Raw genomic sequence first — 25,207 nt, 5'->3', positions numbered from 1 at the left:
TCCAGGCAGGACGTCCGCCGGCAACGAACTTTCTCTGTCATCAGGACACATCGTGACCAAAGACGAACTGCGCGCGGAATTGGAGCGCCAGGAGCAACGCTACAAGGACGTCTACGGCGGCGAAGTCACTCGCTATGCCGCCCAGCCGGACCCCGAACGAAAGCCGTGGCGCAAGCGCCGCAATCTGCTCGACCAGGCCTTCGACCGGGAACTGGAAAAGATCGAAGAACAACGACTGAAAAAGGAACAGGAAGCCGCTTCCCTTAAACCGTAGGTCCGGGTACGAACGATCCTCCGATGAGCCGACCAGGCAGGTTTCCTGCTGTAGGAAAGCCTCAGAATTCGGGTGGGATGGGCTCCGTGGGGGAGTCCGGTACTGACCTCAAAACATTCATCAGACGGGCCGGCGGCCCGGCGTGGAAGCATTGCAAGTTTTTTCCACCCTGTCCGAAAGCAGCGTGTGACGTGGCGTCGCGCGAATTCGAGAAACCGTTTCAGGCTGAATACGGTACTCAATGCTTCTGGCATAATCGCCGCCCCGTCTCCGACCGGTCATAGAAACTTCATGTTCGATCTCTTCAGCGGACTCGATCTCTGGGTAGGTGTCAGCCTGGTTCTGGCACTGGCGTTCGTACTCGCCTTCGAGTTCATCAACGGCTTCCACGACACCGCCAACGCGGTGGCCACGGTCATCTACACCAAGGCCATGTCGCCCTACCGCGCGGTGATCCTCTCCGGCATCTTCAACTTCCTCGGCGTATTGCTCGGTGGCGTCGGTGTCGCCTACGCGATCGTCCACCTGCTGCCGGTGGAACTGCTGATCAATGTGAACACCAGCCACGGCCTGATCATGGTGTTCTCGCTGCTCGCCGCCGCGATCACCTGGAACCTCGGCACCTGGTACTTCGGCATCCCCGCCTCCAGCTCGCACACCCTGATCGGCTCGATCCTCGGCGTGGGCCTGGCCAACGCGCTGCTCACCGGCGTGCCGCTGGCCGACGGGATCAACTGGGGCAAGGCGATCGACATCGGCATGTCGCTGATCTTCTCGCCGCTGGCCGGTTTCCTGGTCGCCGCCGCCCTGCTGATCGGCCTGAAGTGGATGTATCCGCTGTCGAAGATGCACAAGACCCCGGAAACCCGCCGCGACGTCGACGAGAAGAAGCATCCGCCGTTCTGGAACCGCCTGGTGCTGGTCGTCTCGGCCATGACCGTGAGCTTCGTGCACGGCTCCAACGACGGCCAGAAGGGCATCGGCCTGATCATGCTGGTGCTGATCGGCATCGTCCCGGCCCAGTTCGTCCTCGACCTGAACAGCACCACCTACCAGATCGAGCGTACCCGTGACGCCGCCACCCACCTGCAGCAGTTCTACCAGCGCCACTCCGACACCCTCGGCGAGATGCTGGCCCTGGGCAAGGCCAACGGCTCCGACATGCCGGACCGCTATCGCTGCGATGCGAAGCAGACCGAGGCCACCCTCAACGGCCTGCTGGCCGACCTGCGCGGCATCTCCAGCTACGCCGACCTGAACAACGACGCCCGCGTTCAAGTGCGCCGCTATCTGCTGTGCCTGGATGACACCGCGAAGAAAGTTGGCAAGCTGTCCGAGCTGCCGGCCCGCGAGAAAGCGGACCTGGAGAAGCTGCGCAAGGACCTGACCACCACCACCGAATACGCACCGTTCTGGGTGATCATCGCGGTCGCCCTGGCACTGGGCATCGGCACCATGGTCGGCTGGAAGCGCGTCGTACTCACCGTCGGCGAGAAGATCGGCAAGCAGGGCATGACCTATGCCCAGGGCATCAGCGCCCAGCTAACCGCTACCGCCGCCATCGGCCTGGCCAACATCTACAGCCTGCCGGTGTCCACTACCCACGTGCTGTCCTCGGGCGTGGCCGGCTCCATGGTGGCTAACCGCAGCGGCCTGCAAGGCAGCACGGTGCGCAACATCATCATGGCCTGGGTACTGACCCTGCCCGCGTCGATGGGCCTGGCCGCCGGCCTGTTCTGGCTCGCTTCGAAATTCGTCTGAGCCAGCCCCCGCCCCACGAAAAACGCCTGCATCCGCAGGCGTTTTTTTTGTCCTTCAGCCGGCCGCCGGCCGCAGCGGCAAGCGTACCCGGAAGCGTGCCCCGCCCTTGTGGTTGTCCACCGACAGGCTGCCGCCCATGTTGCGGATCAGGTCATGGCTCACCGACAGCCCAAGCCCCGTGCCCTTGCCGATGGGTTTGGTGGTGAAGAACGGCTCGAAGATCCGCTCCATCAGCGCCGCGTCGATGCCGCCGGCGTTATCCCGCACGTGCAGTTCGACCCAACCTGCATCGGCGCAAGGCTCCTGCGACAGGCCGATCCAGCGCGCGCCCGCGCCTTCCCGCCCGAGCAACGCATCGCGGGCGTTGGCCAGCAGGTTGATCAGCACCTGCTCCAGCTGATCGGCGAAACCGTGCACCGCCACCCGCTGCGGCGGTGGTCGGCATTCCAGCAGGATGCCTTGCTGCGTCAGGCTCTCGCCCAGCAGCTCCAGCGCACCTTCGCAGGCCGCAAAGGGATCGAAGGGCGACATCTCCAGCTCGGAGGTGCGGCTGAACACCCCCATGTGGCCGACAACCCGGGACAGGCGGTCGATCTGCGCATCCGCACGCTCGATCTTCTCCTTCAGGTAGTCAGCATCGGCAAGGCGCTGGCGGGCGTTGTACAGGGCCATGCGCATCACGTGCAGCGGCTGCTTCATCTCATGGGTCATGCCGCTGACCATCTCGCCCAGGGTGGCCATCTTCGCGCCCTGCGCCAACTGCTGCTGGGCACGGCGCACGGCCGTGTTGTCGCGCCCGACCGCCTGGACTTCCAGCAGGCGCCCGTCGGCGTCCAGCAAGGGGCGGTCCGCCCAGACCAACCAGAGGTTGCGCTGTCCGGCCAGCGAAAAGCGCAGCTCCCAGGAGTCATCCCCGGCCGACTGCGCGCCTCCCACCAGGCGAGCACGCAAGGCGCTGCAATCCTGGGCGGACAACCATTCGTCCAGGCGCCGTCCGAGCAGCGCTTCCACCGGTTCGCCCAGCACCTGGGCAAAGGTGTGGTTGATGAAGGTCAGGGTGAGATCCGGGTCGTAGCGACAGATCAGTGCCGGCGAATCCTCTACCAGCACCCGGTAACGCTCTTCGCTTTCGGCGATCTGCAACGCCGCCAGGTGCTGCTCGGTGACATCCAGCCAGAGGCCGACCGCCTCCTGCGGGATGCCCTGGATATCGCGCAGCAGCTTGGCCTCGTCATACAACCAGTGCCATTCACCGGTGGCATCGCGAAGGCGATACTCGGTGCGTACCCGACCCTCGCGCAGCAGCTCGCGGCCACGGGCGAGGAAGATCTCCAGGTCCTCCGGGTGCACGCGCTCGGCCAGCGCCTGCCAGTTCTGCCCCTGCAGGTCGAGCCCCAGCAGGTTGCCGGCGCTCTCGCTGTAGAACTCGGGAATCAGGTGTCCTTCTTCCACCCGCTGCACGTAGATCACCACTGGCGCGCTATCGATCAGGTTGCGCAACCGGGCGTGGGCCGACAGGGCCTGTTCCTCCTGCAGCTTGCCCTCGCTGATATCCAACAGCACGCCATCCATCATCCGGTCGCCAGCCCGTGCCTGCATCCGGCCCTGCAGACGCAGCCAGCGGCGCATCTGCGTGGGGGCCTGTCCGCGCAGGCGCATATCCTGCACCAGGCGCGCACCGGGCTGGAGGTTGCGCAGACGCAGGCGCAGTTCATCCGCGTCGGCCGGATGCAGCATCAGTAGAAGATCAGCCAGGGCCAGCTCGCCCTGCCCGGCGGCGAGCCCGAGGCAGGCCGCCACGGCCGGCGACAGCTCGAACACTTCCTCTTCCAGGCGCATCCGCCACCAGCCGCCGCCGACCATGTCCTGCAGCAGACTCAGGCGCCGGCTGCTGTCGCGCAGGCTGTGCAGCTCGGATCGCTCATGCACCAGGTTGGCGAGGATTTCCGCGAGGTACTGCCAGTCGCTGGGCGTCGGCCCCTGGCCGCTGCGGCCCGGCGCCGCGGGCTCGGCCAGCAGCCCGGCCAGGCGTCCGCCACGCACCGGTGCCGGCACCAGGTACAGGCAATCGCAGCAGAGCACCCGCAACAGCTCGGAGTGACTCGCACCGGTCTCCAGCAGGTAGGCGCCGGTAGCCCCGCGCAGCTCGCCATCGGGCAGCGTCAGGCCCTCGCGCAGCAGGCTGTCGAAGCCAGGCTGGACGTGGCAGGCGAAGACTTTCAGCAGGTTATCCGCAGACTCCAGCAGCAGCGCCATCGAGCGCATCTGGAATGCGCCACAGAATGACTCCAGCACCTCGCCTACTGCGTCACCCAGGCGCCGCTGCGAACTGTGGCGCAGACGCGCCAGCAGCAGCTTGCTGAGGTTCAGGCATTGCAGCTTGTGCTGCTGGCTGTCGGACTGCCAGTTCAGGTCGGAGATATCGGTGCCCAGCAACAGGCAGTGTTCATCGGTTTGCAGCACCGCCTGGAAGCGGCACACCAGCGGCATGTCACCGCTACTGCGCAGCGCCAGGTCGACCCGCTCGCCGCCCCGCAAGCCGGTCAGCGGCATGCTGCCGGGTACCCGGCGCTCCAGGTAGTCACCCAATGCGGGCAGCTCCGCGGAACTGGCGGAGGGCGACAACAGCCGGTGCACCTGCCGGCCACCGTGGGCCACCACGCGGTCGCGACCGTCCAGTTCCAGCCAGATGTCCCAGTGCGCCGCGGCGGTCGGCGGCTCTACCGCCTCGGCCGTCAACGCCGGACGCTGCCGCGCGGCCAGCGGACGGCTGGGCGCGGGTGCCGAAGGTTCGTCATCCTGCGTGCCCATCAGCGAGCGGAAAAAATCGAACATCGCGTTCCTCAGAGCAGCAGGCTTGCCTGACCGGTCAGGACGGCCGGCAGACGCGGGACGGTGCCGATACCCGGCAAGGTGAGCAGCGGCACGATGGGCGAAGCCGCATAGGGGTAGTTGACACACACGCGGATACGGGTGAAGTCGCGCCCATTCACCCGCTCGGTGACCGGCTGGTCCATATAGGCGCCGTTGTAGCAACCATTGCGCCAGGCGGCCGGCATCCAGCTCAGGCGGCCATTCACCGCGCTATCCACCGCAGTGCGCAGTGCGGCGGTGTAGTCGGCCGTCTGCGGATTGACCGAAACGGCGATGCGCGCGCCAGCCGCAGCGGCGTCATTGAAGGACTGCAACATCAGCAACGGTACGCAATAGCCGAGCAATCCGTAGAGCACGGCAAAGAACAGTATGAAAACCCCGGCGAACTCGATTGCCACCGCTCCGCGCTGCATTCGGAAACTGCAGATTCCTTTCATACGCGGCACTCCTCGAATAACTTCAATAATTGATTGATCGCTCAGGATTTCAATTGTTGATTGATCGTTCAGTTTGTCGGTTGGACGAAAGAATCCTTAAGAAACTTATGGCGAACCCAGGCACTTGCTGATTAATACTAGATGCTGCTGGCGAAGAGACATTCCCGGTATAAAGTATTAATTCCTCCGTGTGAACAGGGACGCCCCTGATGCTGGTCGACTTCCTGCTGCTGGGCTGGTTCGCGGTGTGTGGCTACCAGGATCTGACACGCCTGCGCGTGAGCAACCTGCTGACCCTGGGCGGCGCGTTGATCGCGGCGGCCTTCCTGCTGGTCACAGGCCATACGCTGACCGGGCACCCACCAATGGCTGCCCTGGTTGCAACCCTTCTGGCGCTAGTGCTGAGCGTGCCGGGCTACCTGCTGGGCAAACTGGGCGCTGCCGACGTCAAGGCACTGGTCGCCCTCGCCCTGGCCAGCAATGCGCAGCTGCTGCTCCATGTATGGGCGCTGGCGAGCCTGATCAGCCTGCTACTGATGTTCGCCAGCAAACTTTTGATGGGGTCGGATTGGCTCAAGGCTAATTTCCAAACGCAATTAGCGAGACTGTTGCCGTCAAGACTGAAGTCATTCCCCTTTATATTTTCCCTTTTCGCCGGACTTCTGGCGTATATCTCATTTTTCCACTGAACAAATTCCTCACATGGCGAACCTCAAACTTAACGACTATATGCTATGGGTTAATACCCTCCGTCACCTGCCGTAGAAGCTGGCTGCGGAAACCCGAAAGCCGGACGACAAGAACAATGCGTTTTGCCTTTGCAAGGAGCGTGCAGTCATGGAAAAACCGGCCAATCGGCGCTTCAGCGTGCTGATCATCGACGATGAACCCCAGGTCACCGCCGAACTTTCCGAACTTCTGGAGAACAGTGGTTACCGCTGCGTCGTCAGCGACAGCAAGGACAGCGCCCTGCAGAAATTCCGTGACGACAGCTCGATCGGCCTGGTGATCTGCGATCTGGGCCTGGGACGGGACAATGGTATTCGTGTCGTCGAGGCGCTCAAGGACATCGCCGGCAGCGGACGCTTCTTCGAAACCATCATCCTCACCGGCCAGCAGGGCAGCCAGGAAGTTATCGAAGCGATGCGCGTCGGCGTCGCCGACTACTACCAGAAACCGGTCGCGCCGCTGGACCTGCTCAATGGCCTGGAGCGCCTGGAGGCGCGCCTGCACGAGCGCATCCGCAGCCAGCTCAGCCTGAGCCATGTGAACCAGCGCCTGGAGTACCTGGCCGAGTCGCTCAACTCGATCTCGCGGGACATCCACAAGATCAAGTACGAGGTGCACGGCGGCGGGCAGTCCAGCGCGCTCAAGCAGGAGCAGCCGGACGCGGCGGAAAGTGCGTCGAACGCCGCCGAACGGATTGCCCCGGTAGTGAACAACCCGCTGTTCAACAAGCTCTCGCCGCGCCAGCAGGCCGTGGCGCGACTGGTCAGCAAGGGCCTGACCAACTACCAGATCGCCTACGACCTGGGCATCACCGAAAACACCGTGAAGCTCTACGTCTCCCAGGTTCTGCGGCTGATGCACATGCACAATCGTACCCAGCTGGCCCTGGCGCTCTCCCCCAGCGCCTCGCCCAGCAGCGTGGTGCACTGAGCGCTGCGCGGCCCTCAGATCAGCATCGTCGCACCGCTGGTCTGGAGGTCGATCAGGCGCACGTCAAGAATCCCGGTCTGAACGCCGAGCAGCTTCAGCAGCGGGTCGATGAGCATACTGCCCAGAACGCCGACAAGGTTGCTCAGCGCCCCTGTCAGTAGCTTGCCGACCCCCTGCTCCGAATTGATCAGCGTGCTGGACACGCTATTGACCAGCGCCCCGATCGGGCACAGCAGCCAGCCGATCAAGGGGAGATCGCAATTGTTCGGCGCCAGCTTGACCGTGACGGCCAGATTCTTCGAAAGATCGGCCAGCCCCGCCGCCAGAGAGGCCCCCAAGGGGCTCGTCACCCGTTGCACAGGACTGGGAAGATCCGCTGGCGACGCCACGTTGAAGACCAGCAACTGCTCGCCGCCAGCGGCAATGGAGGTGGCTTGGCTGCCATTGCTAACGTCCACCTTCACCAGGTATCCGCTTGCCCCGGGAAGCAGCCCCACACCGGCTTTCAAGGTGAGATTGGCAATACCCGGCTTGGCCTCGATATCCACCTCCACCGGTTTCCCTACCCCGCCGCACTTGATGCTCTCCAGCGCCGCGGTGCCCTTGGCGATGTCGACCTTGAGATCGACATCCGCCGTCACCAGCTTCAGGTTCAGCAGATCGACGGTGACATGCGCATCCAGGCTTACCTGGGTCGACGTTGCCTGGGTGCGCCAGCTGCCATCACTGTTCTTGCCCGGATAACCGATGGCGATCTGCGGTGGCGAGATCACCGTAAGGCTCAGCTTCTGCGTCGCCAGCCCCGGGATCGACAGGGCCTGGGCCGGCACCGTCACGGCATGGTTCTTGTTCGCCACCAGTGCGGTGGCCATCAGCAGATCAAACAGGTTCACCCCGGCGCTGAGCGCCGTATCGCGCACGCTGTCGGGCGCCACCACGCTGAGAATCTGGCCAAGGGTGAGCTGCGCCGTCGGCACATTGATGCTGGCCAGCGCGGTACGCAGCAGTGCGGTGTTCACATTGGCAACCTGCGAGGCATCGGCGGCGCTGACCATTGCCTGCAGCAACTGCGCGGCGCTCACGTTGGCGCCCAGCAGGCTGTCGACCTTGCCCACATCAAGGTTGACCCCGGCCGCCTTGAGCTGCTGGCTGAGTGCGAGCAACGACACATTGGCACCGGCGATGCCCTGGTAGGTCACCACGTCGAGATTGAGCGTGGTGCCCAGCAGACCACCCAGCAGGCCATTGAGCAAAGCTGAATTGCTGGTATCCAGCGACAGCACCCCACTGCCCGCGGACAGCTCGGCCATCGCCGTACGCCGCGCGACCGCGTGGGCGCTGAGCGTGGTATTGGCGGAAGCACCGGTAAACAGGCTGGCGACGTTGAGAATCAGGCTCGACGGAACAGTATGGGTGGCCTGCACCTGCACCGAGTCGGCAAGATCGCCGCCTGCGCTGAAGACCCGGCGCGACCGCGCTCCCGCGTAGCCGCTGTCGAACTGGACAGTGCCCAGGGTAGCGACCAGCGAATCACCACTGCCGGGCGTGAAGCCGTTGCTGGTCGCGCTGCTGGCGGCATAGGCCTGGATCTGCCCCGCCGACTGGCTGCCACACATGCCGCTCTGGCTCGCGGTTTCCAGCGCCGCGTCATCAACCACCCGTTGCAGCTTGCGCTGTTCCAGGTAAAGCCGTCCGGTATCCACCACCAGTGCCAGACAGATCAGCGCCAGCAGCAAGGTTCCCGCCGCCATGACACCCACTGCCCCCTGTTGCCGTTCGCGTCCCATTGGCCGCCCCCGAGGACTCAGTTCTTCCCGGTGCTGAAATCGCTGTTGTCGTTGAGCAGGTATTCAGGAATTTCGCGGGTGTAGCTCTTCAGGTAGCGCTGGTAGGCCCGGTCCCGCTCAGCCGCCGTGGCAGTTTGCGGCGAAGGCGAGGCGACCCGCCCGCTGCGTTGCAGGTCAAGCCAGGCCTGCACTTCCTGCTGATCGCGCTCGACGGTGCCGGGCTGCGCGGCGGGAGTCTCCAGGGCCTGCGCCAGCAACGGGCTGGCCAGGAGCGCGGCGGCGAAGATCCATGCTTTCATCGTTGTCCTCCTCACCCGTCTCAGCGGGTCTTGACCAATAGCCCGGCGTCGCGCGCCGCGGCAGAGGTGCGTTCCTGCGCCACAGCGTCAACCGGGCTGGCCGGGCGGCGTTGCTGCACTACGGCATCGACCTGCTCGGGCACGGGCGCCGGCTGTTGGCGGCTGAGGTTCTCCGCCGGCGCGCTGGAGCCTGTCGTACGCAAAGCGTCGGCGCGCTCATGCGCCTCGCGCACCTCCTCGGCGGACAGGCCGATGCGCTGGATCAGCCCCTCGGCCTGGGTGTTATCGCCTTCCAGGTACATCAGGCTGAGCAGATTGGTGGCCGGCAACTTGTCGCCCTCGCTGAGCTCCAGCGCGGTAATGAACTCGAAGCGCGCGCTGCTGCGGTCGCCACGGTCCAGCAACACGACCCCCAGGTCATTGCGGAAGGCACTGTCGGTCGGCTGCAGCCGCGCTGCCTCGCGCAGCTCACGCTCGGCCTCGATCCGATTGCTGTTGCGCATGGCGATCAGGCCCAAGCCATGGTGCGCCTCGCCGGCCTTGCAGGTGTTCAACAGCGCCTGGTACTCGGTCCGTGCCAGCGGGCTGCCGATGCGACGCAGAGCCAGCGCCTTGCTCTCGCGCACATCCAGCGAGCCTTGCGGCAGGGTCTCCAGATTCGCCAGGGCGGCGTGGGCACGGCCCTGGTCGAGCATTTCCCGCGCCAGGTTGAGCTGCAGCTCCACGGCCTGCCCCAGGTGCTCGCTGCTGCAAGCCTGGCCGACCGGGCTGCCGCCCAGCGTGTCGAAGTTGGCGCAGCCGCCGAGCGTCAGACTCAGCAGGCCCAGCGCAATCGCGTTTCTCATCTCATTCCCCCCAACGCCTTGGTAATCGCGAGGAAACCGGGCCCGGCAAGAATGATCAGCAACGCCGGGAACAGCAGCAGCATCATCACCAGGCTCATCTTCGCCGACAGCTTGCTGACCTTCTCCTGCAGTGCCGTCAGCCGACGGTCCTCGAACAATTGCTTGAGTGTCTGCAGCGAGGTGCGCGCACTGCCGCCCTGGCGCACCATCTGGCGCAGGACGTTGCAGCAGTCGCTGAGCTCGCTCACGGCCAGGCGCTTGTGGAGCAGCTCAAGCTCCTCGGCCAGATCCAGGCCGCTGTCGATGTGCGCCAGGACGGTTTCCAACTCCTCGGCCAGCACCGGGACGATGTTCTGCCCTTCCTGGCGCACCACCCGCAAGCTCTGCTCCACGGTCAGGCCGGAGTCGAACAGGATGCGGATCAACTGGATGAACACGATGATTTCACCCGCCAGACGCTCGCGGCGCTTGCCGGCGAAATGCGCCAACACGCGCTTGGGCAGGAGGAATCCGACCCCGGCGGCAAACGCCACCGGCAGCAGCAACGAGTCGAACAACGGCTTGGGCGCCAGGCTGTCCCCCAGGGCCAGCCCTGCCAGCAGCAGTGGGCACAGCAGCACCGACAGCGAGTAGATATTGCGCGGGGTAGTTCCGCCCCAGCCAGCCTGCTCCAGCAGCAGGCGCACTTCGTCATCGCGCAATTGCAGGCGCCTGGCCAGCCCGCTGCCGCCCATCTGCTCCAGCAGGCCTGCCAGGCGCCGACCACCGGAGCGCGGCAAAGGTCCGCCGCCCAGGCGTTGTTCGATCAGGCGCTGCTCGCGCCCGGCGGCGCGGCTCTGCGACAACCCCAGGAGCACGGCGGCCAGCACCAGAATCCCCACCAGCAAACCGTAGATCATCGGCATCCCAGCTCTCCTAGACGCTCTTGAGCATGCGCCAGAGCGTGTAGCACCCCAGCACCTGCAATCCGAGGGAAGTCAGCAGCAGCCAACGACCGCTGCTATCGAGCCACATATTCATCAGGTAGCCGGGATTGGTGAACAGGATGTAGGCCCCCAGGCTCACCGGCAGGACCGCCAATACCAGGGCGCTGAGGCGGGTCTCGCCGGTCATCGCGCGCAACTGTCGGCTGAGTTTTTCCCGCTCGTGGATGACCTTGATGATGTTCTCCAGCAGATCCGTGGTGTTGCCGCCGTAGCGATGATTCACCGCCACGCCGAGGGAGAACACGTGAAGCTCCTCCACGTCGTACAGCTCCGCGACTTCCTGCAGTGACTCGGGCAGGCTGATGCCGAGCTGTACATGATTGTTTGCCAGGCTGAAGACTTCCCGCAGCGGGTCGTCCGAGGCGTTCACCGACTGGGCGATGGCATCGCCCAGGGTGCGTCCGGAGTGCAGGCTGCGCACGACCTGGTCGAGGAAGTTGGGCATCTGCCGGATCATCCGCTGCAGGCGCCGCCGGTACAGCACGTTGAGCAGCACATGCCCGCCCGCCAACGCCAGTGCCGCTGCGGCGAGGGCGCCTGGCACGCCCTCCAGGCGTGCGCCAAGCAGCCCCATCACCAGCGCCGCCACGCCGAAGCACAGCAGCCAGCGACGCATGTCGGTGACGCCCGCGCGACGCATGCGCCGCGCCAGCCAGTGGCTGCTGCGCCCGCGCGCCGTCTCCGCTGACAGCGCAGCGCTGCCACTCAGGCGCCGCAATACCTGCTCGTTGTGCCGGGTACGCCAGGCCATGAGCCCGATCAGCACACCGAACAGGCCCAGCACCAGGCTGACCGCGCCGAGCAGCAGCGCACCGCTCATTGCACTACCTGGCGGAATTTCAGCCCGCTCGGCTGGGCGGTGCGGACGAACTGCCCACTGCCACGGCGATCGAGGCTGAACAGCGAGTTGGTGACATACACGCCGTCACGCACCTCCAGCACTTCGATGATCTCGCTGATGCAGCGACGGCCGCTGGCCAGGCGGGTGATCTGCACGATGATGTCCAGCGCCGAGCAGAGCATCTGCCGCAGGGTCTGCTCCGGTACCCGCTGGCCGGTGAGGCCGACCAGCATCTCCAGGCGTAGCAGCGAGTCCATAGCGGAGTTGGCGTGCACGGTGCTCATCGAGCCATCGTGACCGGTGTTCATCGCCTGCAGTACGTCGAGCACCTCCACACCACGGATCTCGCCGAGGATGATGCGGTCCGGGCGCATCCGCAGGGCGTTGCGGATCAGCTCGCGGGCGGTGACCTCGCCGAAGCCCTCGGCATTCGGCGGCCGGGTTTCCAGGCGCACCACATGGTTGTGGCCCAGTTGCAGTTCGGCGGTGTCCTCGATGGTGACGATGCGTTCGCGCTCGTCGATGAAGCTGCTCATCACATTGAGCAAGGTGGTCTTGCCAGTGCCGGTGCCGCCACTGATGAGGATGTTGCAGCGGCTCTCCACCGCCTGGCGGATGAATGCCAGCATCGGCTCGTCGACACTCTGGTAACCCAGCAGGTCGGCGCTCTTGAGCAGCTCCTTGCTGAATTTGCGGATCGACAGGCAGGGCCCGTCCAGTGCCACCGGCGGAATGATTGCATTGACCCGGCTGCCGTCGGGCAGGCGCGCATCGACCATCGGACTGGACTCGTCCAGACGCCGGCCCAGCGGCGCGAGGATGCGCTGGATCACCCGCTGCACGTGGTGATCGTCGATGAAGCGCAGGTCGCTCTGATACAACCGGCCTTCGTGCTCGACGAACACCCTGTCGGGACCGTTGACCAGGATTTCCGAGATTCCCGGGTCGCGCAGCAGGATTTCCAGTGGGCCGAAGCCGGTCAGCTCATCCACCACTTCTTCGGCGAGACGGTCGAGTTCGTAACGGGAGATCGCCAGTTGGCGGCGCGCGGCGTATTCGCTGACCTTCTCCGAGACGTACTGGGCCACTGCAGGGCGGGCGCCCTCCAGCAGGTTCATGCCGTCTTCGTCGATCTCGTCGATGATGTAGCGGTGCAGGCGCATTTTCAGCGCCTGCAGGTCCTGGTCGTGACGGCCGGAGAAGCCGTTGCCGCTGCCGTAGCTCATGAGCGTGCCGCCTTCGGCCAACCGAACCAGGCGAAGCGCCGTGGCCGTTCACCGACGTTCGCTCCCAGGTTGTCCGCCAGGTCGCGCAGCTTGACCGTCAGCGGGTCGCGCGGCGACAGGTCGAACAGACTCTGGCCGATGTTCTTCGCCCGCAGGCGCGCCTCCGGCGAGGCCGGCAGCACGCCGAACAGTTCCAGGCCGAACATCTTGCCCAGGGCCGACGAATCCGGCGGCACCGACGGCCAGTAGCGCTCGATCAGCAGTTCGATACGTGGCAACGACGGGCTTCGTTCGCGCAGTCGGCGCAAGCGCTCCAGCCCCTTCTTGCAGGACGGCACGCTCTGGTCCACCAGCCACAGTACGCGATTGGCCTGGGCCAGCAGCTGGCTGCTGAGTTCGCCCTCGGCGACACCGGTGAGGTTGACCAGCACATGGGTGAAGGCACCGCGCAGGTTGCCCAGCAGCAGATAGAGCTCGGCGGTGGTGACCCGCTCCAGGATGCCGGGCTCGTCCGACAGGCTGAGGATGCGCAGCCCGGAGTCGTGGCGGGTGAAGGCGCTGTCGATCAGCGTCTGGTCGAGGCGCCGCAGGTTGCGCATGGCATCGGCGAAGCTGAAGGCTGAGTCCATGCCGAGAATCGCCAGCGCCTCGGCGCTGGGTTGGCCGATGTCCACCAGCAGCACCCGGTGATCGGCCTGGCGTTGCAGCGCCAGGGCCAGGTGCAGCGCCACGAACGCTCCGTCGGCATCCGGCCGGGCGCTCACCAGGCTCACCAGCTCGCCCTGCTGCGCGGCGCTCACCGGCACGCTGGGCAAGCGCCCGCCAAGGCGGCGGATCAGACCGTTCAGTTCGCTGGCGCGGGCGCCGTAGGTGACGAAATCGCGAGCGCCGGCGCGCATCGCCGCCAGTACCAGCTGGTTGTCCAGGCCATCGCCCACGGCCACCACCGAGAGCAGCGGGCGGGCCGACACCAGCCCCTCGATCAGCGAACTCTGCGCCACCAGGTTGGCCTTGTTCAGGCTGGTGAACAGGACGCTGGCGCCAGTGACATCGAGCAGCGCCAGCACCTCCTCCAGGGTTCCGCTGTTGGCCACCACTACCTGCCCGCAGTTGGCCAGGCTGTTCTGCAGCCACTCCTGCTCGCCGGGGTGCTGAACCAGTGCGACGAATGTCTGACTCATGCTGCCGCTCCCTTCCCGTTCCTTGCGGCCCGATTTCTGACGGGATGCCGCATCATAGGTATCCATCAGCGCGACATCCCGCTGCTGGCCTTGCGCTGATCGAAACGGCCGTCCTCGAGGAAATAGAACTCGCCAAAGCCGGGGTCGTACTTGCGCAGCCCCTCGCCCGGCAGCGTCGGCAATGCGGCATTGGCCGCCAGCGGCTGGACCAGGTGCGGGGTGACGATCATCAACAGTTCGCGGTCGTCCTTGTCCAGGCTGGAGGCACGGAACAACGCCCCGATCACCGGGAGGCTGCCGAGGAAGGGGAACTTGTCGATGTTGCTGATGGTGCTGCTGCTGATCAGCCCGCTGATCACGAAGCTCTCGCCATCGGCCAGCATCACGCTGGTGTCGGTGCGCCGCACGGTCAGGGCCGGCACCGCGATGTCGTTGGTGCGGATGCCGCTGCTGAAGTCCAGCTCGCTGACCTCCGGCGCCACCTTCAGGGCGATGCGCTTGTCGCTCATCACCGTGGGCGTGAGGGTCAGGCGCACGCCGAACTCCTTGTACTGGATGGTGATGGTGTCGTTATTGCCGTTGGGCACCGGGATCGGAAACTCCCCGCCGGCAAGGAACGAGGCGCTCTGCCCGCTGGTCGCCACCAGGCTCGGGCGCGCCAGGGTGTAGGCGAAGCCGCTGCCTTCCAGGGCATTGATGAAGCCCAGCCATTTGCTGCTGCCGCCCCCCCAGATGACGTTGAAGCCGCTGTTGGCCGCACCGAACTTGCCGCCCAGGTTGCCGGAGCTGTCTAGCTCAAGACCGCCCAGGCTGCCCGGAGAGCCCAGCACGAAGGTATTGGAGCCCTTGCGGACCAGCGAAGTGCTGGCCTGCTTGAGCTTGCTGCGGCTGACTTCGACGAAGCGGATGTCGGTCTGCACCTGATTGGACATCCCGGCCAGGCTGCCCGGCACCCCGCCAGCGTCGGCGACCGCCCGCGAGCCGACCCGCACCACACTGCTCATCGGCTGGTCGCTGCAAGGAGTCCAGATCAGCAGGCTGGTCAGTCCCTCGGCTTTGCCGGTGACGAGAAAGTCATGCTTGTCGACCACCTGCACGTCGGCGATGTTCGGGTCGCCGATGGCCAGTCGCTTGATCGGCACCGGCAGCTGCTGGTCGACCTGGGCGCCCTGCTGGATATCGAGGTTCAGTTGCCGACCGGCGAAGCCGGCGCAGGCGCTCGGTATCGCCTGCGCGGCGGAATGGACGGCACAGGCCAGCAGCGCGGCCAACGACAGGATGAAGCGCTTGGACATCAATGCACTCCTTGCTCAATGTGCTTCACGGGTGACGGTGGTACCGCGATAGACCACGACGCCCGGACTCACCTGCGGCGCCGACACCTGGCGCGAGGCTGGCGCCGCGTGGGCCTTGCCGAGGAGTTGATCAAGGGTGATCGGCGGGCTGCCGGCAGCATTCAGCGACGCTTCGAGGTAGCGCCCCTGCTGCTCTTTCTCATAGAGATTCTCGTCCTTGCTGCGCACCGCCAGGCGCAGCGACCCGGCCTGACTGGCCAGCATCAGCCGCGACGCTGCCTCGGCCGGCACGGCAAGCACGGCGGTGCGTGGCGGGCGCGGGGTCTTGTCCTTGGGATCACCAGCGTTGCGAACCTGGCCATCGTTGGCGACGGCGATCTGCTCGCCGTAGGTCAGGACACGCACCCCGGGCAGCACCACCTGGGCGCTGACGACGCGGTCGGTGCTCTGCTGGTCCTGGACGAAAAGCATGACGTCGACGTAATCGCCGGGGAGCACGAACCCGCCGCCGCCGATCACCTCGTCCACGGCGATGGCCATGGCCCGCTCGTCCGGGCGGATGGTCCGCGCCAGCGGGCCGCCGGGCTCCATCAGCGCTGCGGAAAGAATGCTTCCGGCCGGCACAGCGACCCAGACACGCTGCCCGATCAGTGCGTCCGGCTTGGGATAACTGCCCGCCGGTGCGGTATGCAGCAGTTCGATGGCCAGATCGTCCTTGCCGATCACCGTCAGCGCGGACAGGTCACGCCGCGCTACCACGACAGGCGTACGCTGCAACTTGTCCGCTTCCGCCATCACTACCGGCGCCCCTTCCTGCACCACACCGGTGACCGGCGCAGCCGGCTTTCCCACGGATAACCCCAGATATCCCACAACCCCAGCACACAACAGCAACAGCCCGGCGAAAACCATCAGCACCTTGCTATTCATGTCCACTTCCTTGGCGTTATCGGGAAAGGTGAACCTGGCGGTCCACAGCCTGATCGGAAGTCACAACACCGGCGCCGCCGGTATACGTCCTTCAGACCCTTATAGTTTTTTCGACCCGACAGGAAAGTTCGATAAGACCCCTTCCTCATAACGAGAGACTGCTTGTTCCAAAGCAGAATTTAGTTGCTGCGGATATAGCGTCAAATGCCGGCGATGAAATTCCAATCCTCAGTTAGTTCTACTTCGCCATGACTATAACTTTGGTATTAGCGCTATTTGATCAATTGCATTCCGCCATACCGAGCCTAGCCTGACGGTGAAGTCGGGGCGCCGCCCCGGAGGTGCCGCCAGGAGCAACCGCGATGAACCTGAACATCAAAGACCTGACTCTGAAGCTCTACTGCAAGGCCAAGGCATTCGCAGCCGACAAGGAAGGCGCTACTGCTATTGAATATGCGGTTATCGCCGGGTTGATCGGGGTGGTCATCATTGCCGGGGCACGCATCCTCGGAACTGATATCAGCACCATGTTCACCAATATCGGCGGCTCGCTACCAACCGGAACCGCACCGTAATCGGAAATCGCGCTTCCGCAGCACGACAAGAGAACTTCCTCCCCGGCCGCCATGAATGGCGGCCGGGTATATATCCCTATTCAGGTTAAAGTCTTCCGCCATCCAGCCGATACATCCTGCCTACCCCTTGTTCCACCTGCAGGATGCTTTTCCAATGCTTCGCTCGCTGTCCTTCGCCAAGAAGATCCTTCTGGCGGCCTCCCTCGTGGTCATCTTCGCCTTCGCCTGCTTCATCCTCTTCAACGACTTCCGCCAACGCGAGGCGATTCACACCGCCACCGACTCCAAACTGACCGAGGTCGGCAGCCTGACCGCCAGCAACATCCAGAGCTGGCTGGAAGGCCGCATCCACCTGGTGGAAAGCGAAGCCGCGCAACTGGCTGAGCAGGAGCCGACGCCCGAGCGCATCCAGCACGTGCTGGAGCAGCAGGTGTTCCAGAAGAACTTCGAATCGGTCTACCTCGGCGAAGCGGCCAGCGGCGTGTTCACCATGCGCCCCTATGCGCCGATGCCCGATGGCTACGACCCGCGCCAGCGCGGCTGGTACAAGGACGCCGTGGCCGCTGGCCGCCTGATCGTCACCGAGCCCTTCCTGGACGCCGGCACCAACGAGCAGATCCTCGCCATGTCCATGCCGGTGATGCGCAATGGCCAACTGATCGGTGTCGCCGCCGGCGACATGAAGCTGGAAACCATCACCGCCATCATCAACTCGCTGAAGTTCGACGGTAACGGCTACGCCTTCCTGGTCAGCGACAGCGGCAAGATCCTGCTGCACCCGGACAGCCAGCAGATCTTCAAGAACCTCTCCGACATCTACCCGCACGGTGCCCCGAAAGTGCAGGCCGGCGTGCAGGAAGTCAGCCTCAACGGCGAGGACCAGCTGGTGTCCATGTCCCCGGTGAAGGGCCTGCCGGGCGTCACCTGGTACGTCGCCCTGGTGCTGGACAAGGGCGCGGCCTACTCCATGCTCAGCGACTTCCGCACCTCGGCCATCATTGCCACCGCCATCGCCATCGTCGCCATCCTGCTCCTGCTGGGCATGCTGATCCGCGTGCTGATGGCCCCGCTGACCGACATGGGCCGCGCCATGCAGGACATCGCCCAGGGCGACGGCGACCTCACCCAGCGCCTGAAGGTCGCCAGCAACGACGAGTTCGGCGTGCTGGCCAACGCCTTCAACCGCTTCGTCGAGCGCATCCACGAATCCATCCGCGAAGTGGCCTCCACCGCGCGCAGCCTGCACGACGTTTCGCAGCTGGTGGTCAACGCCTCCAACTCGTCCATGAGCAACTCCGACGAGCAGGCCAACCGCACCAACAGCGTGGCTGCCGCGATCAACGAGCTGGGCGCCGCCGCCCAGGAAATCGCCCGCAACGCCGCCGATGCCTCGCACCACGCCACCGACGCCTCGCATCAGGCCGGCGATGGCCGCCAGGTGGTCGAGCAGACCATCAGCGCGATGAACCAGCTGTCCGACAAGATCAGCTCGGCCTGCGCCAACATCGAGGCACTGAACAGCCGCACGGTGAACATCGGGCAGATCCTCGAAGTGATCAAGGGCATCTCCGAGCAGACCAACCTGCTGGCCCTGAACGCCGCCATCGAAGCAGCCCGCGCCGGGGAAGCCGGCCGTGGCTTCGCCGTGGTCGCCGACGAGGTGCGCAACCTGGCGCACCGCGCCCAGGAATCGGCGCAGCAGATCCAGAAGATGATCGAGGAACTGCAAGTCGGCGCCCGCGAAGCCGTGGACACCATGACCGAAAGCCAGCGCTACAGCCTGGAAAGCGTGGAGATCGCCAACCGCGCCGGCGAGCGCCTGGCCAGCGTCACCCACCGCATCGGCGAGATCGACTCGATGAACCAGTCGGTGGCCACCGCCACCGAGGAGCAGACCGCCGTGGTCGACTCGCTGAACATGGACATCACCGAGATCAATACCCTGAACCAGGAAGGCGTGGAGAACCTGCAGGCGACCCTGCGTGCCTGCGCCGACCTGGAGAACCAGGCCGGGCGCCTGCGCCAGTTGGTGGACAGCTTCCGCATCTGATCCCAGCGGAAACGAAAAAGGCGCCTCTGGGCGCCTTTTTCTATTTCCTACCCGCCAGTGCAAACCCATAGGAGCGCGCCATGCGCGCGAATCGCGGGCATGGCCCGCTCCTACAGGGGATATCGAGGCCGTCCCCGACCGTTCGTCCGCCTGCCTCAAGCTTCCACTCGGCGAGCCGACAGCAAGAGTGAAGGTCCACGAGAACAATGAATCCAGTCGGGCCCGATATCACCACCGGCACATGGGAGTGCCGGCCCCGCCCGCCCGGTCACCCGCCGCGCAGGCTCTGTCCGCTCCGTCACCACACGGACGGGCGCGCTGCGGCGACATCGGATCTGTCGCCCAGACCCACGCCGTTCTGGCATCCCACTACTTCCGGACTCGACGCAGCATGATCAAGAGCCTGAAATTCAGCCATAAGATCCTCCTGGCCGCCTCGCTTGTGGTTTTCTCCGCCTTTGCCCTCTTCACCCTCTACAACGACTACTTGCAGCGCAACGCGATCCGCGATGATCTCGAAAGCTACCTGCGAGAAATGGGCACGGTGACCGCCAACAATATCCAGAGCTGGCTGGGCGGCCGGCTGCTGCTGATCGAAAGCACCGCGCAGACCCTCGCCCGCGACAGCGCCCCTGAGCAGCTCGCCGCGCAGCTGGAGCAGGACACCCTGCACAATACCTTCATGTTCACCTACCTGGGCCAGCAGGACGGTACCTTCACCATGCGTCCGAAGGACTCCCTGCCCGCCGACTACGACCCGCGCACCCGCCCCTGGTACAAGGACGCCCTGGCCGCCGGCGGCACCACGCTGACCGAACCGTACATCGACGCGTCGACCCAGCAGCTGGTCATCACCGTTGCCACCCCGGCCCGCTCCGGCGGCAAGACCATCGGCGTAGTCGGTGGCGACATCGGCCTGAAGACCCTGGTGCAGATCATCAACTCGCTGGACTTCAGCGGCATGGGCTACGCCTTCCTGGTCAGCGGTGACGGCAAGATCCTCGTGCACCCGGACAAGAACCTGGTGATGAAGACCCTGGCCGAGGTCTACCCGCAGAACACCCCGCGCATCGGCGCCGGCTTCAGCGAGGCCGAACTGGACGGCCATACGCGCATCCTCAGCTTCACCCAGGTGCAGGGGCTGCCCTCGGTGAACTGGTACATCGGCCTGTCCATCGACAAGGACGCGGCCTACGCAATGCTGAGCAAGTTCCGCGCCTCGGCCATCATTGCCGCAGCCATCGCCATCGTCGCCATCCTGCTCCTGCTGGGCATGCTGATCCGCGTGCTGATGGCCCCGCTGACCGACATGGGCCGCGCCATGCAGGACATCGCCCAGGGCGACGGCGACCTCACCCAGCGCCTGAAGGTCGCCAGCAACGACGAGTTCGGCGTGCTGGCCAACGCCTTCAACCGCTTCGTCGAGCGCATCCACGAATCCATCCGCGAAGTGGCCTCCACCGCGCGCAGCCTGCACGACGTTTCGCAGCTGGTGGTCAACGCCTCCAACTCGTCCATGAGCAACTCCGACGAGCAGGCCAACCGCACCAACAGCGTGGCTGCCGCGATCAACGAGCTGGGCGCCGCCGCCCAGGAAATCGCCCGCAACGCCGCCGATGCCTCGCACCACGCCACCGACGCCTCGCACCAGGCCGGCGATGGCCGCCAGGTGGTCGAGCAGACCATCAGCGCGATGAACCAGCTGTCCGACAAGATCAGCTCGGCCTGCGCCAACATCGAGGCACTGAACAGCCGCACGGTGAACATCGGGCAGATCCTCGAAGTGATCAAGGGCATCTCCGAGCAGACCAACCTGCTGGCCCTGAACGCCGCCATCGAAGCAGCCCGCGCCGGGGAAGCCGGCCGTGGCTTCGCCGTGGTCGCCGACGAGGTGCGCAACCTGGCGCACCGCGCCCAGGAATCGGCGCAGCAGATCCAGAAGATGATCGAGGAGCTGCAGGTCGGCGCCCGCGAAGCCGTGGACACCATGACCGAAAGCCAGCGCTACAGCCTGGAAAGCGTGGAGATCGCCAACCGCGCCGGCGAGCGCCTGGCCAGCGTCACCCACCGCATCGGCGAGATCGACTCGATGAACCAGTCGGTGGCCACCGCCACCGAGGAGCAGACCGCCGTGGTCGACTCGCTGAACATGGACATCACCGAGATCAACACCCTGAACCAGGAAGGCGTGGAGAACCTGCAGGCGACCCTGCGCGCCTGCGCCGACCTGGAGAACCAGGCCGGGCGCCTGCGCCAGTTGGTGGACAGCTTCCGCATCTGATCTCAGCGGAAACGAAAAAGGCGCCTCTGGGCGCCTTTTTCTATTTCCTACCCGCCAGTGCAAACCCGTAGGAGCGCTGGGGGCGTCTTGCCCTTATTCGCGATGGGCGGGCATGGCCCGCCCATCGCCGTCAGCGTCGCTTGCTTCCACCCAGCAAGGCACCCATCAGGCCTCGCACCAATTCCCGGCCGATCTGGTTGGCCGCCTGCCGGACCACGGACTTCGCCGTCTGGCTGGCCAGGGTACCGAGCAACTCACCGGCCAGCCCACCCAGGTCGCTGCCGATCCCCTTCTCTTCCGTGGGCGCCATCTTGTTATCGGCGCGCCCGGTCAACTTCTCGTAGGCAGATTCGCGGTCGATCGGCTGGTCGTAGCGCCCCGCCAGCGGCGAACGGCGAATCACCTCGGCGCGCTCGGCGTCGGTCAGCGGGCCGATGCGAGATTGCGGCGGCGCCACGGTGACGCGCTGGACCATGGCCGGGGTGCCCTTCTCCTCCAGGGTACCCACCAGCGCCTCGCCGATGCCCAGCTCGGTGAGCACCTTGAGACTGTCGAACGCCGGGTTGGGACGGAAACCATCGGCCACCGCGCGCAGGGACTTCTGTTCCTTGGCGGTGAAAGCACGCAGGCCATGCTGGATACGCAGGCCAAGCTGGGCCAGCACGTCATCGGGCAGGTCGCTCGGCGATTGGGTCACGAAATACACACCCACGCCCTTGGAGCGGATCAGCCGCACCACCTGTTCCAGGCGGTCCTGCAGCGCCTTGGGCGTACCGTTGAACAACAGGTGCGCCTCGTCGAAGAACAGCGCGAGGATCGGTTTGTCGGCATCACCGCGCTCCGGCAACTGCTCGAACAGTTCAGCCAGCAGCCAGAGCAGGAAGGTGGCGTAGACCTTCGGCGCGTCATGCACCAGCTTGCTGGCATCGAGCAGGTGAATGCGCCCGCGCCCGTCGGGCTCGGGGTGCAGCAGGTCCTCCAGTTGCAGCGCCGGCTCGCCGAAGAACGCCTCGGCGCCCTGCTGCTCCAGCAACGCCAGGCGGCGCAGCAGGGCCTGGGAAGAAGCCGCGGTGAACAGCGCGCGGTCCTCGCCGAGGACTTCCGGGTGCTCCTTGAAGTGATTGAGCAGCGCCTTGAGGTCCTTCAGGTCGAGCAGCAGCAAGCCTTCACGATCCGCCACCTTGAACGCGGCGAACAGCGCGGCCTGCTGACTCTCGGTCAGCTCCAGCAAGTTGGCCAGCAGCAGCGGCCCCATCTCCGACAAGGTGGTGCGCAGCGGGTGCCCGGACTTGCCGGCGACATCCCACAGGCTCACCGGATACGCCTTGGCGGTGTAGTTCAGCCAGGGCATGCTGGCGATGCGCTCGGCCACCTTGCCCTGCGGGTTGCCGGCGGCGGCGATGCCGCACAGGTCGCCCTTGATGTCAGCGGCGAAGACCGCGATGCCAGCATCGCTGAAGGACTCGGCCAGGCGCTGTAGGGTGACGGTTTTGCCGGTGCCGGTGGCGCCGGCGATCAGGCCGTGGCGGTTGGCGAGCTTCCAGGCCTGGCCGACCGGCTGGCCGTCGGGACCTGCGCCAATGATGAGTTCGTTCGTGGCTGACATCCGTCACTCCCCGTCAATGGATGATCGCAATGGGTTGTCCGCTAAGACTGGCGCGTCACGCTGCACTGCGCAAACCGGCGTGCTCAGACCTTGAAGACGTGTTTGAGATAGTGGAGGAAGTTCTCGTCCCTGCACTGGGTCTTGCCCGGTGTATCGGAAATCTTCGCCACCGGGTGACCATTGCAGGCGGTCATCTTCAGCACGATGTTCATCGGCGCTGCATCAGGCACATCGCAGGTGAACTGGGTGCCGATGCCGAAGCTGACGTCGATACGACCGCGCAGTGCCCGGTAGATTTCCAGGGCACGTGGCAGGTTCAGGCCATCGGAGAACACCAGGGTCTTGCTGCGCGGATCGATCCCCAGGCGCTCGTAGTGACGGATAGCCTTTTCCGCCCACGCCAGCGGGTCCCCCGAGTCATGGCGCAGGCCGTCGAAGAGCTTGGCGAAATACAGGTCGAAATCGGCCAGGAAGGCATCCATGGTGATGCAGTCGGTCAAGGCGATCCCCAGCTGGCCACGGTACTCGCGAACCCAGCAGTCGAGGGCGGCGGCCTGGCTGTCGATCAGGCGCGGGCCGAGCTGCTGGTGCGCCATCAGCCACTCATGGGCCATGGTACCCAGCGGCTTCACCCCCAGCATCCGCGCCAGGTGCACGTTGCTGGTACCGACAAAGTGGCCGGGGAAGTCATCGCGCAGGTCTCGCACTACCGCCTCCTGCACCGGATAGGAGAAGCGCCGGCGAGTGCCGAAGTCGGCCATCTTGAAACCGGCCAGCTCCTCGGCGCTGGCCTCGCCACGCAGCCAGTGGAGCTTCTCCTGCAGGCGATCGCGCACCGCCGTCAGCGAAGCCCCCGGATAGCGGTGCCGGTTGCGCACTTCGCTGATGGTCGCCAGCAGCGGTACCTCGAAGAGGATCACATGCAGCCAGGGACCCTTGAGGCGGAGGAAGAACTCGCCGTTCTCGACGCCCAGCTCCACATAGCAGGGATTGAAGCGGAACAGCCCCAGGAAGCGGATGAAGTCCGGCTTGAAGAACGGAATGCGTTCGAGAAAGGTCAGCTCCTGAGGGGCGAACGACAGCTGTGACAGGTACTCCACCTGCTCGCGAACAGGGTCGAGGTAGGCGCGCAGGTCTTCCTCGTTGCGGCAGCGAAACTCCCACTCCACCTCGGCGTTGGGATAGTTGTGCAGTACCGCCTGCATCATGCTCAGCTTGTAGAAGTCGGTATCCAGCAGGTTCTGCACGATCCGCCGGGAAAATACGCTGTCGCTCATGCTCGTCTCGTTGCAGGCTCCGAACCGGCAGTCTAAACCCGTCGCCCACAAAAAACCCCGCCTAAGCGGGGTTCTCGTGAGATACGCGAAGTCAGCGCGACTGCGCGACAGCGCCCTGGGACATGCCGAACAGGAACAGCAGCAGGTCCTGGTCCGGACTGACCGCCTGCTTGTGACGCACATTGGGCGGTACCGGACAGGACCCCGAATCTGCCCTGCTCGAAATGACCGAGGGAGAAGGTTCATGCCAGGCGGCTGCCGCCAGGGTTGCCACCCCGAGCGCGCCGATCAGGAGCAAACTTCGCGTAACTTCTAACTTCATGTCTGCAACCCTTTGATGGCGCTGCCAAACGCCGCTTGGTAACCATAGACAAAGGCCTGCCACTGCGCCTCTGTCCACGACGAACGGCGTTTCACCTGGCGAAGGTCATGACGCGCGGCGCGCTGGGCGCTGAAACGTCGGCGGGCCTTCTCCATGTCGATCAGCGCCACTTCAATCTTGTCGCCGTCCACCTGCACGAATACGTGCTTGAGGTACAGGCAGCCATGCTGCCAATGACCGGCGTTAAGTTTGGCAAGGGTACTACCGTATTGTTGCAGAATGCGTTGATGCAGCGCTTCGCCCCAACGTTCGTGGTCGCCACGGGCGTAGCAGTCTTCCAGGCTGGAGAAACCATCGAGGGACTCGGTGACCAGCAGCGCCTGCCATTCGCCGTTGACCTTGCGGCAACCGGCGTAGACCAGGGTTGGCACCTTGACGCCCAGGGCCTCGGCGGCCTTCAGTGCATCACGCTCACGAATGGCGGTGGGGTAACCGAAGGGATGCAGCAGATCGCGATAGATGTGCCCCATCTGCTGCTTGCGGTACAGCATGCGCCCATCGGCGGTCAGCACGCGCTGCACACCGCTTTCGCCGCCGCGCCGCCGATTCGGTTCCTCTACCCATTTGCCGGGAATCTGCAACCAGCGATCGATAGCGTTTTCACCGGAAATTTGCTGCAGAGATGCCAGATCAGCGGCCAT

Annotated in this window: 22 protein-coding genes; 7 read left to right on the top strand and 15 right to left on the bottom strand. The window is 65.0% G+C overall.

The annotated features are described in order from the left end of the window. The first annotated feature begins 52 nt into the window (after positions 1–52). On the top strand, positions 53–274 hold the full coding sequence (locus GA645_RS06015) for a hypothetical protein (RefSeq protein ID WP_152220859.1): 222 nt from the start codon (positions 53–55) through the stop codon (positions 272–274). 291 nt (positions 275–565) lie between these two features. Next, positions 566–2,035, top strand: a complete 1,470-nt coding sequence (locus tag GA645_RS06010) for an inorganic phosphate transporter (RefSeq protein ID WP_152220857.1) — start codon at positions 566–568, stop codon at positions 2,033–2,035. 54 nt (positions 2,036–2,089) lie between these two features. Here GA645_RS06010 and GA645_RS06005 read toward each other — a convergent pair whose 3' ends face one another. Together GA645_RS06005 and GA645_RS06000 are read right to left on the bottom strand one after the other, a co-directional pair. Then, positions 2,090–4,870, bottom strand: coding sequence for a PAS domain-containing sensor histidine kinase (locus tag GA645_RS06005; protein ID WP_152220855.1), 2,781 nt, complete (start codon positions 4,868–4,870; stop codon positions 2,090–2,092). An 8-nt stretch (positions 4,871–4,878) separates the two neighbouring features. Continuing rightward, entirely contained in the window at positions 4,879–5,346 is a 468-nt protein-coding gene (locus GA645_RS06000; RefSeq protein WP_152220853.1) for a TadE/TadG family type IV pilus assembly protein, read from the bottom strand. A 209-nt stretch (positions 5,347–5,555) separates the two neighbouring features. On the opposite strand from GA645_RS06000, the gene GA645_RS05995 reads away from it, so the two are divergent. Next, complete coding sequence (locus GA645_RS05995; RefSeq protein ID WP_152220851.1) at positions 5,556–6,035, top strand: prepilin peptidase; 480 nt, start codon at positions 5,556–5,558, stop codon at positions 6,033–6,035. A 148-nt stretch (positions 6,036–6,183) separates the two neighbouring features. Further along, positions 6,184–7,005: a response regulator transcription factor gene (locus GA645_RS05990; RefSeq protein WP_152220849.1), complete on the top strand. Its 822-nt coding sequence runs from the start codon at positions 6,184–6,186 to the stop codon at positions 7,003–7,005. Positions 7,006–7,019: 14 nt separating this feature from the next. On the opposite strand, the gene GA645_RS05985 is transcribed toward GA645_RS05990, so the two are convergent. The 9 genes from GA645_RS05985 to cpaB all read right to left on the bottom strand — a co-directional run bounded on the left by GA645_RS05985 (position 7,020) and on the right by cpaB (position 16,395). Further along, on the bottom strand, positions 7,020–8,792 hold the full coding sequence (locus tag GA645_RS05985; RefSeq protein WP_152220847.1) for a pilus assembly protein TadG-related protein: 1,773 nt from the start codon (positions 8,790–8,792) through the stop codon (positions 7,020–7,022). 17 nt (positions 8,793–8,809) lie between these two features. Next, on the bottom strand, positions 8,810–9,091 hold the full coding sequence (locus GA645_RS05980) for a DUF3613 domain-containing protein (protein ID WP_152220845.1): 282 nt from the start codon (positions 9,089–9,091) through the stop codon (positions 8,810–8,812). A gap of 20 nt (positions 9,092–9,111) precedes the next feature. After that, the gene (locus GA645_RS05975) at positions 9,112–9,936 is read right to left on the bottom strand and encodes a hypothetical protein (RefSeq protein ID WP_152220843.1); all 825 of its coding nucleotides are present in this window, start codon (positions 9,934–9,936) and stop codon (positions 9,112–9,114) included. Continuing rightward, positions 9,933–10,841, bottom strand: coding sequence for a type II secretion system F family protein (locus GA645_RS05970; protein WP_152220841.1), 909 nt, complete (start codon positions 10,839–10,841; stop codon positions 9,933–9,935). The genes GA645_RS05975 and GA645_RS05970 overlap by 4 nt, the downstream gene beginning before the upstream one ends. Positions 10,842–10,851: 10 nt before the next feature. After that, positions 10,852–11,742: a type II secretion system F family protein gene (locus GA645_RS05965; RefSeq protein WP_152220839.1), complete on the bottom strand. Its 891-nt coding sequence runs from the start codon at positions 11,740–11,742 to the stop codon at positions 10,852–10,854. After that, entirely contained in the window at positions 11,739–12,989 is a 1,251-nt protein-coding gene (gene tadA / locus GA645_RS05960; RefSeq protein WP_152220837.1) for a type 4b pilus Flp biogenesis ATPase TadA, read from the bottom strand. The genes GA645_RS05965 and tadA overlap by 4 nt, the downstream gene beginning before the upstream one ends. Then, positions 12,986–14,170, bottom strand: a complete 1,185-nt coding sequence (tadZ, locus tag GA645_RS05955) for a type 4b pilus Flp biogenesis protein TadZ (protein WP_152220834.1) — start codon at positions 14,168–14,170, stop codon at positions 12,986–12,988. The genes tadA and tadZ overlap by 4 nt, the downstream gene beginning before the upstream one ends. 65 nt (positions 14,171–14,235) lie before the next feature. Continuing rightward, a complete protein-coding gene (locus tag GA645_RS05950) occupies positions 14,236–15,465 on the bottom strand; it encodes a type II and III secretion system protein family protein (RefSeq protein ID WP_152220832.1) in 1,230 nt (409 codons plus the stop codon). Positions 15,466–15,480: 15 nt separating this feature from the next. After that, positions 15,481–16,395: a Flp pilus assembly protein CpaB gene (gene cpaB / locus GA645_RS05945; RefSeq protein WP_152220830.1), complete on the bottom strand. Its 915-nt coding sequence runs from the start codon at positions 16,393–16,395 to the stop codon at positions 15,481–15,483. Positions 16,396–16,769: 374 nt separating this feature from the next. Here cpaB and GA645_RS05940 point away from each other — a divergent pair, with 374 nt between their 5' ends. The 3 genes from GA645_RS05940 (at position 16,770) to GA645_RS05930 (ending at position 21,301) form a co-directional block, all read left to right on the top strand. Beyond that, complete coding sequence (locus tag GA645_RS05940) at positions 16,770–16,970, top strand: Flp family type IVb pilin (protein WP_152227941.1); 201 nt, start codon at positions 16,770–16,772, stop codon at positions 16,968–16,970. 154 nt (positions 16,971–17,124) lie between these two features. Then, the gene (locus GA645_RS05935; protein ID WP_152220828.1) at positions 17,125–19,020 is read left to right on the top strand and encodes a methyl-accepting chemotaxis protein; all 1,896 of its coding nucleotides are present in this window, start codon (positions 17,125–17,127) and stop codon (positions 19,018–19,020) included. Positions 19,021–19,411: 391 nt separating this feature from the next. After that, positions 19,412–21,301 carry a methyl-accepting chemotaxis protein gene (locus GA645_RS05930; RefSeq protein WP_152220826.1) on the top strand — a complete coding sequence of 630 codons (1,890 nt, stop codon included), beginning with the start codon at positions 19,412–19,414 and terminating at the stop codon, positions 21,299–21,301. 130 nt (positions 21,302–21,431) lie between these two features. Here the strand turns inward: GA645_RS05930 and GA645_RS05925 are convergent, their stop codons facing one another. The 4 genes from GA645_RS05925 to GA645_RS05910 form a co-directional block, all read right to left on the bottom strand. After that, complete coding sequence (locus GA645_RS05925) at positions 21,432–22,907, bottom strand: helicase HerA-like domain-containing protein (RefSeq protein ID WP_152220825.1); 1,476 nt, start codon at positions 22,905–22,907, stop codon at positions 21,432–21,434. 83 nt (positions 22,908–22,990) lie between these two features. After that, a complete protein-coding gene (gene pncB, locus GA645_RS05920; protein WP_152220823.1) occupies positions 22,991–24,184 on the bottom strand; it encodes a nicotinate phosphoribosyltransferase in 1,194 nt (397 codons plus the stop codon). Between the two features lie 91 nt (positions 24,185–24,275). Beyond that, the gene (locus GA645_RS05915; protein WP_152220821.1) at positions 24,276–24,506 is read right to left on the bottom strand and encodes a hypothetical protein; all 231 of its coding nucleotides are present in this window, start codon (positions 24,504–24,506) and stop codon (positions 24,276–24,278) included. Then, entirely contained in the window at positions 24,503–25,207 is a 705-nt protein-coding gene (locus tag GA645_RS05910) for a lipopolysaccharide kinase InaA family protein (protein ID WP_152220819.1), read from the bottom strand. Before GA645_RS05910 ends, GA645_RS05915 begins: the two co-directional genes overlap by 4 nt.

The organism is Pseudomonas sp. SCB32 (assembly GCF_009189165.1).
Classification (GTDB): domain Bacteria; phylum Pseudomonadota; class Gammaproteobacteria; order Pseudomonadales; family Pseudomonadaceae; genus Pseudomonas.
The sequence above is the reverse complement of the archived record's forward strand: the minus strand, read 5'-3'. Positions and strand labels throughout refer to the sequence as shown.

Excerpts from the sequence above, each read along its gene's own strand:
- GA645_RS06010 (WP_152220857.1), top strand. The coding sequence starts at position 566 with ATGTTCGATCTCTTCAGCGGACTCGATCTCTGGGTAGGTGTCAGCCTG.
- GA645_RS06005 (WP_152220855.1), bottom strand. The coding sequence starts at position 4,870 with ATGTTCGATTTTTTCCGCTCGCTGATGGGCACGCAGGATGACGAACCT.
- GA645_RS06000 (WP_152220853.1), bottom strand. The coding sequence starts at position 5,346 with ATGAAAGGAATCTGCAGTTTCCGAATGCAGCGCGGAGCGGTGGCAATC.
- GA645_RS05995 (WP_152220851.1), top strand. The coding sequence starts at position 5,556 with ATGCTGGTCGACTTCCTGCTGCTGGGCTGGTTCGCGGTGTGTGGCTAC.
- GA645_RS05990 (WP_152220849.1), top strand. The coding sequence starts at position 6,184 with ATGGAAAAACCGGCCAATCGGCGCTTCAGCGTGCTGATCATCGACGAT.
- GA645_RS05985 (WP_152220847.1), bottom strand. The coding sequence starts at position 8,792 with ATGGGACGCGAACGGCAACAGGGGGCAGTGGGTGTCATGGCGGCGGGA.
- GA645_RS05980 (WP_152220845.1), bottom strand. The coding sequence starts at position 9,091 with ATGAAAGCATGGATCTTCGCCGCCGCGCTCCTGGCCAGCCCGTTGCTG.
- GA645_RS05975 (WP_152220843.1), bottom strand. The coding sequence starts at position 9,936 with ATGAGAAACGCGATTGCGCTGGGCCTGCTGAGTCTGACGCTCGGCGGC.
- GA645_RS05970 (WP_152220841.1), bottom strand. The coding sequence starts at position 10,841 with ATGCCGATGATCTACGGTTTGCTGGTGGGGATTCTGGTGCTGGCCGCC.
- GA645_RS05965 (WP_152220839.1), bottom strand. The coding sequence starts at position 11,742 with ATGAGCGGTGCGCTGCTGCTCGGCGCGGTCAGCCTGGTGCTGGGCCTG.
- tadA (WP_152220837.1), bottom strand. The coding sequence starts at position 12,989 with ATGAGCTACGGCAGCGGCAACGGCTTCTCCGGCCGTCACGACCAGGAC.
- tadZ (WP_152220834.1), bottom strand. The coding sequence starts at position 14,170 with ATGAGTCAGACATTCGTCGCACTGGTTCAGCACCCCGGCGAGCAGGAG.
- GA645_RS05950 (WP_152220832.1), bottom strand. The coding sequence starts at position 15,465 with ATGTCCAAGCGCTTCATCCTGTCGTTGGCCGCGCTGCTGGCCTGTGCC.
- cpaB (WP_152220830.1), bottom strand. The coding sequence starts at position 16,395 with ATGAATAGCAAGGTGCTGATGGTTTTCGCCGGGCTGTTGCTGTTGTGT.
- GA645_RS05935 (WP_152220828.1), top strand. The coding sequence starts at position 17,125 with ATGCTTCGCTCGCTGTCCTTCGCCAAGAAGATCCTTCTGGCGGCCTCC.
- GA645_RS05930 (WP_152220826.1), top strand. The coding sequence starts at position 19,412 with ATGATCAAGAGCCTGAAATTCAGCCATAAGATCCTCCTGGCCGCCTCG.
- GA645_RS05925 (WP_152220825.1), bottom strand. The coding sequence starts at position 22,907 with ATGTCAGCCACGAACGAACTCATCATTGGCGCAGGTCCCGACGGCCAG.
- pncB (WP_152220823.1), bottom strand. The coding sequence starts at position 24,184 with ATGAGCGACAGCGTATTTTCCCGGCGGATCGTGCAGAACCTGCTGGAT.
- GA645_RS05915 (WP_152220821.1), bottom strand. The coding sequence starts at position 24,506 with ATGAAGTTAGAAGTTACGCGAAGTTTGCTCCTGATCGGCGCGCTCGGG.
- GA645_RS05910 (WP_152220819.1), bottom strand. The coding sequence starts at position 25,207 with ATGGCCGCTGATCTGGCATCTCTGCAGCAAATTTCCGGTGAAAACGCT.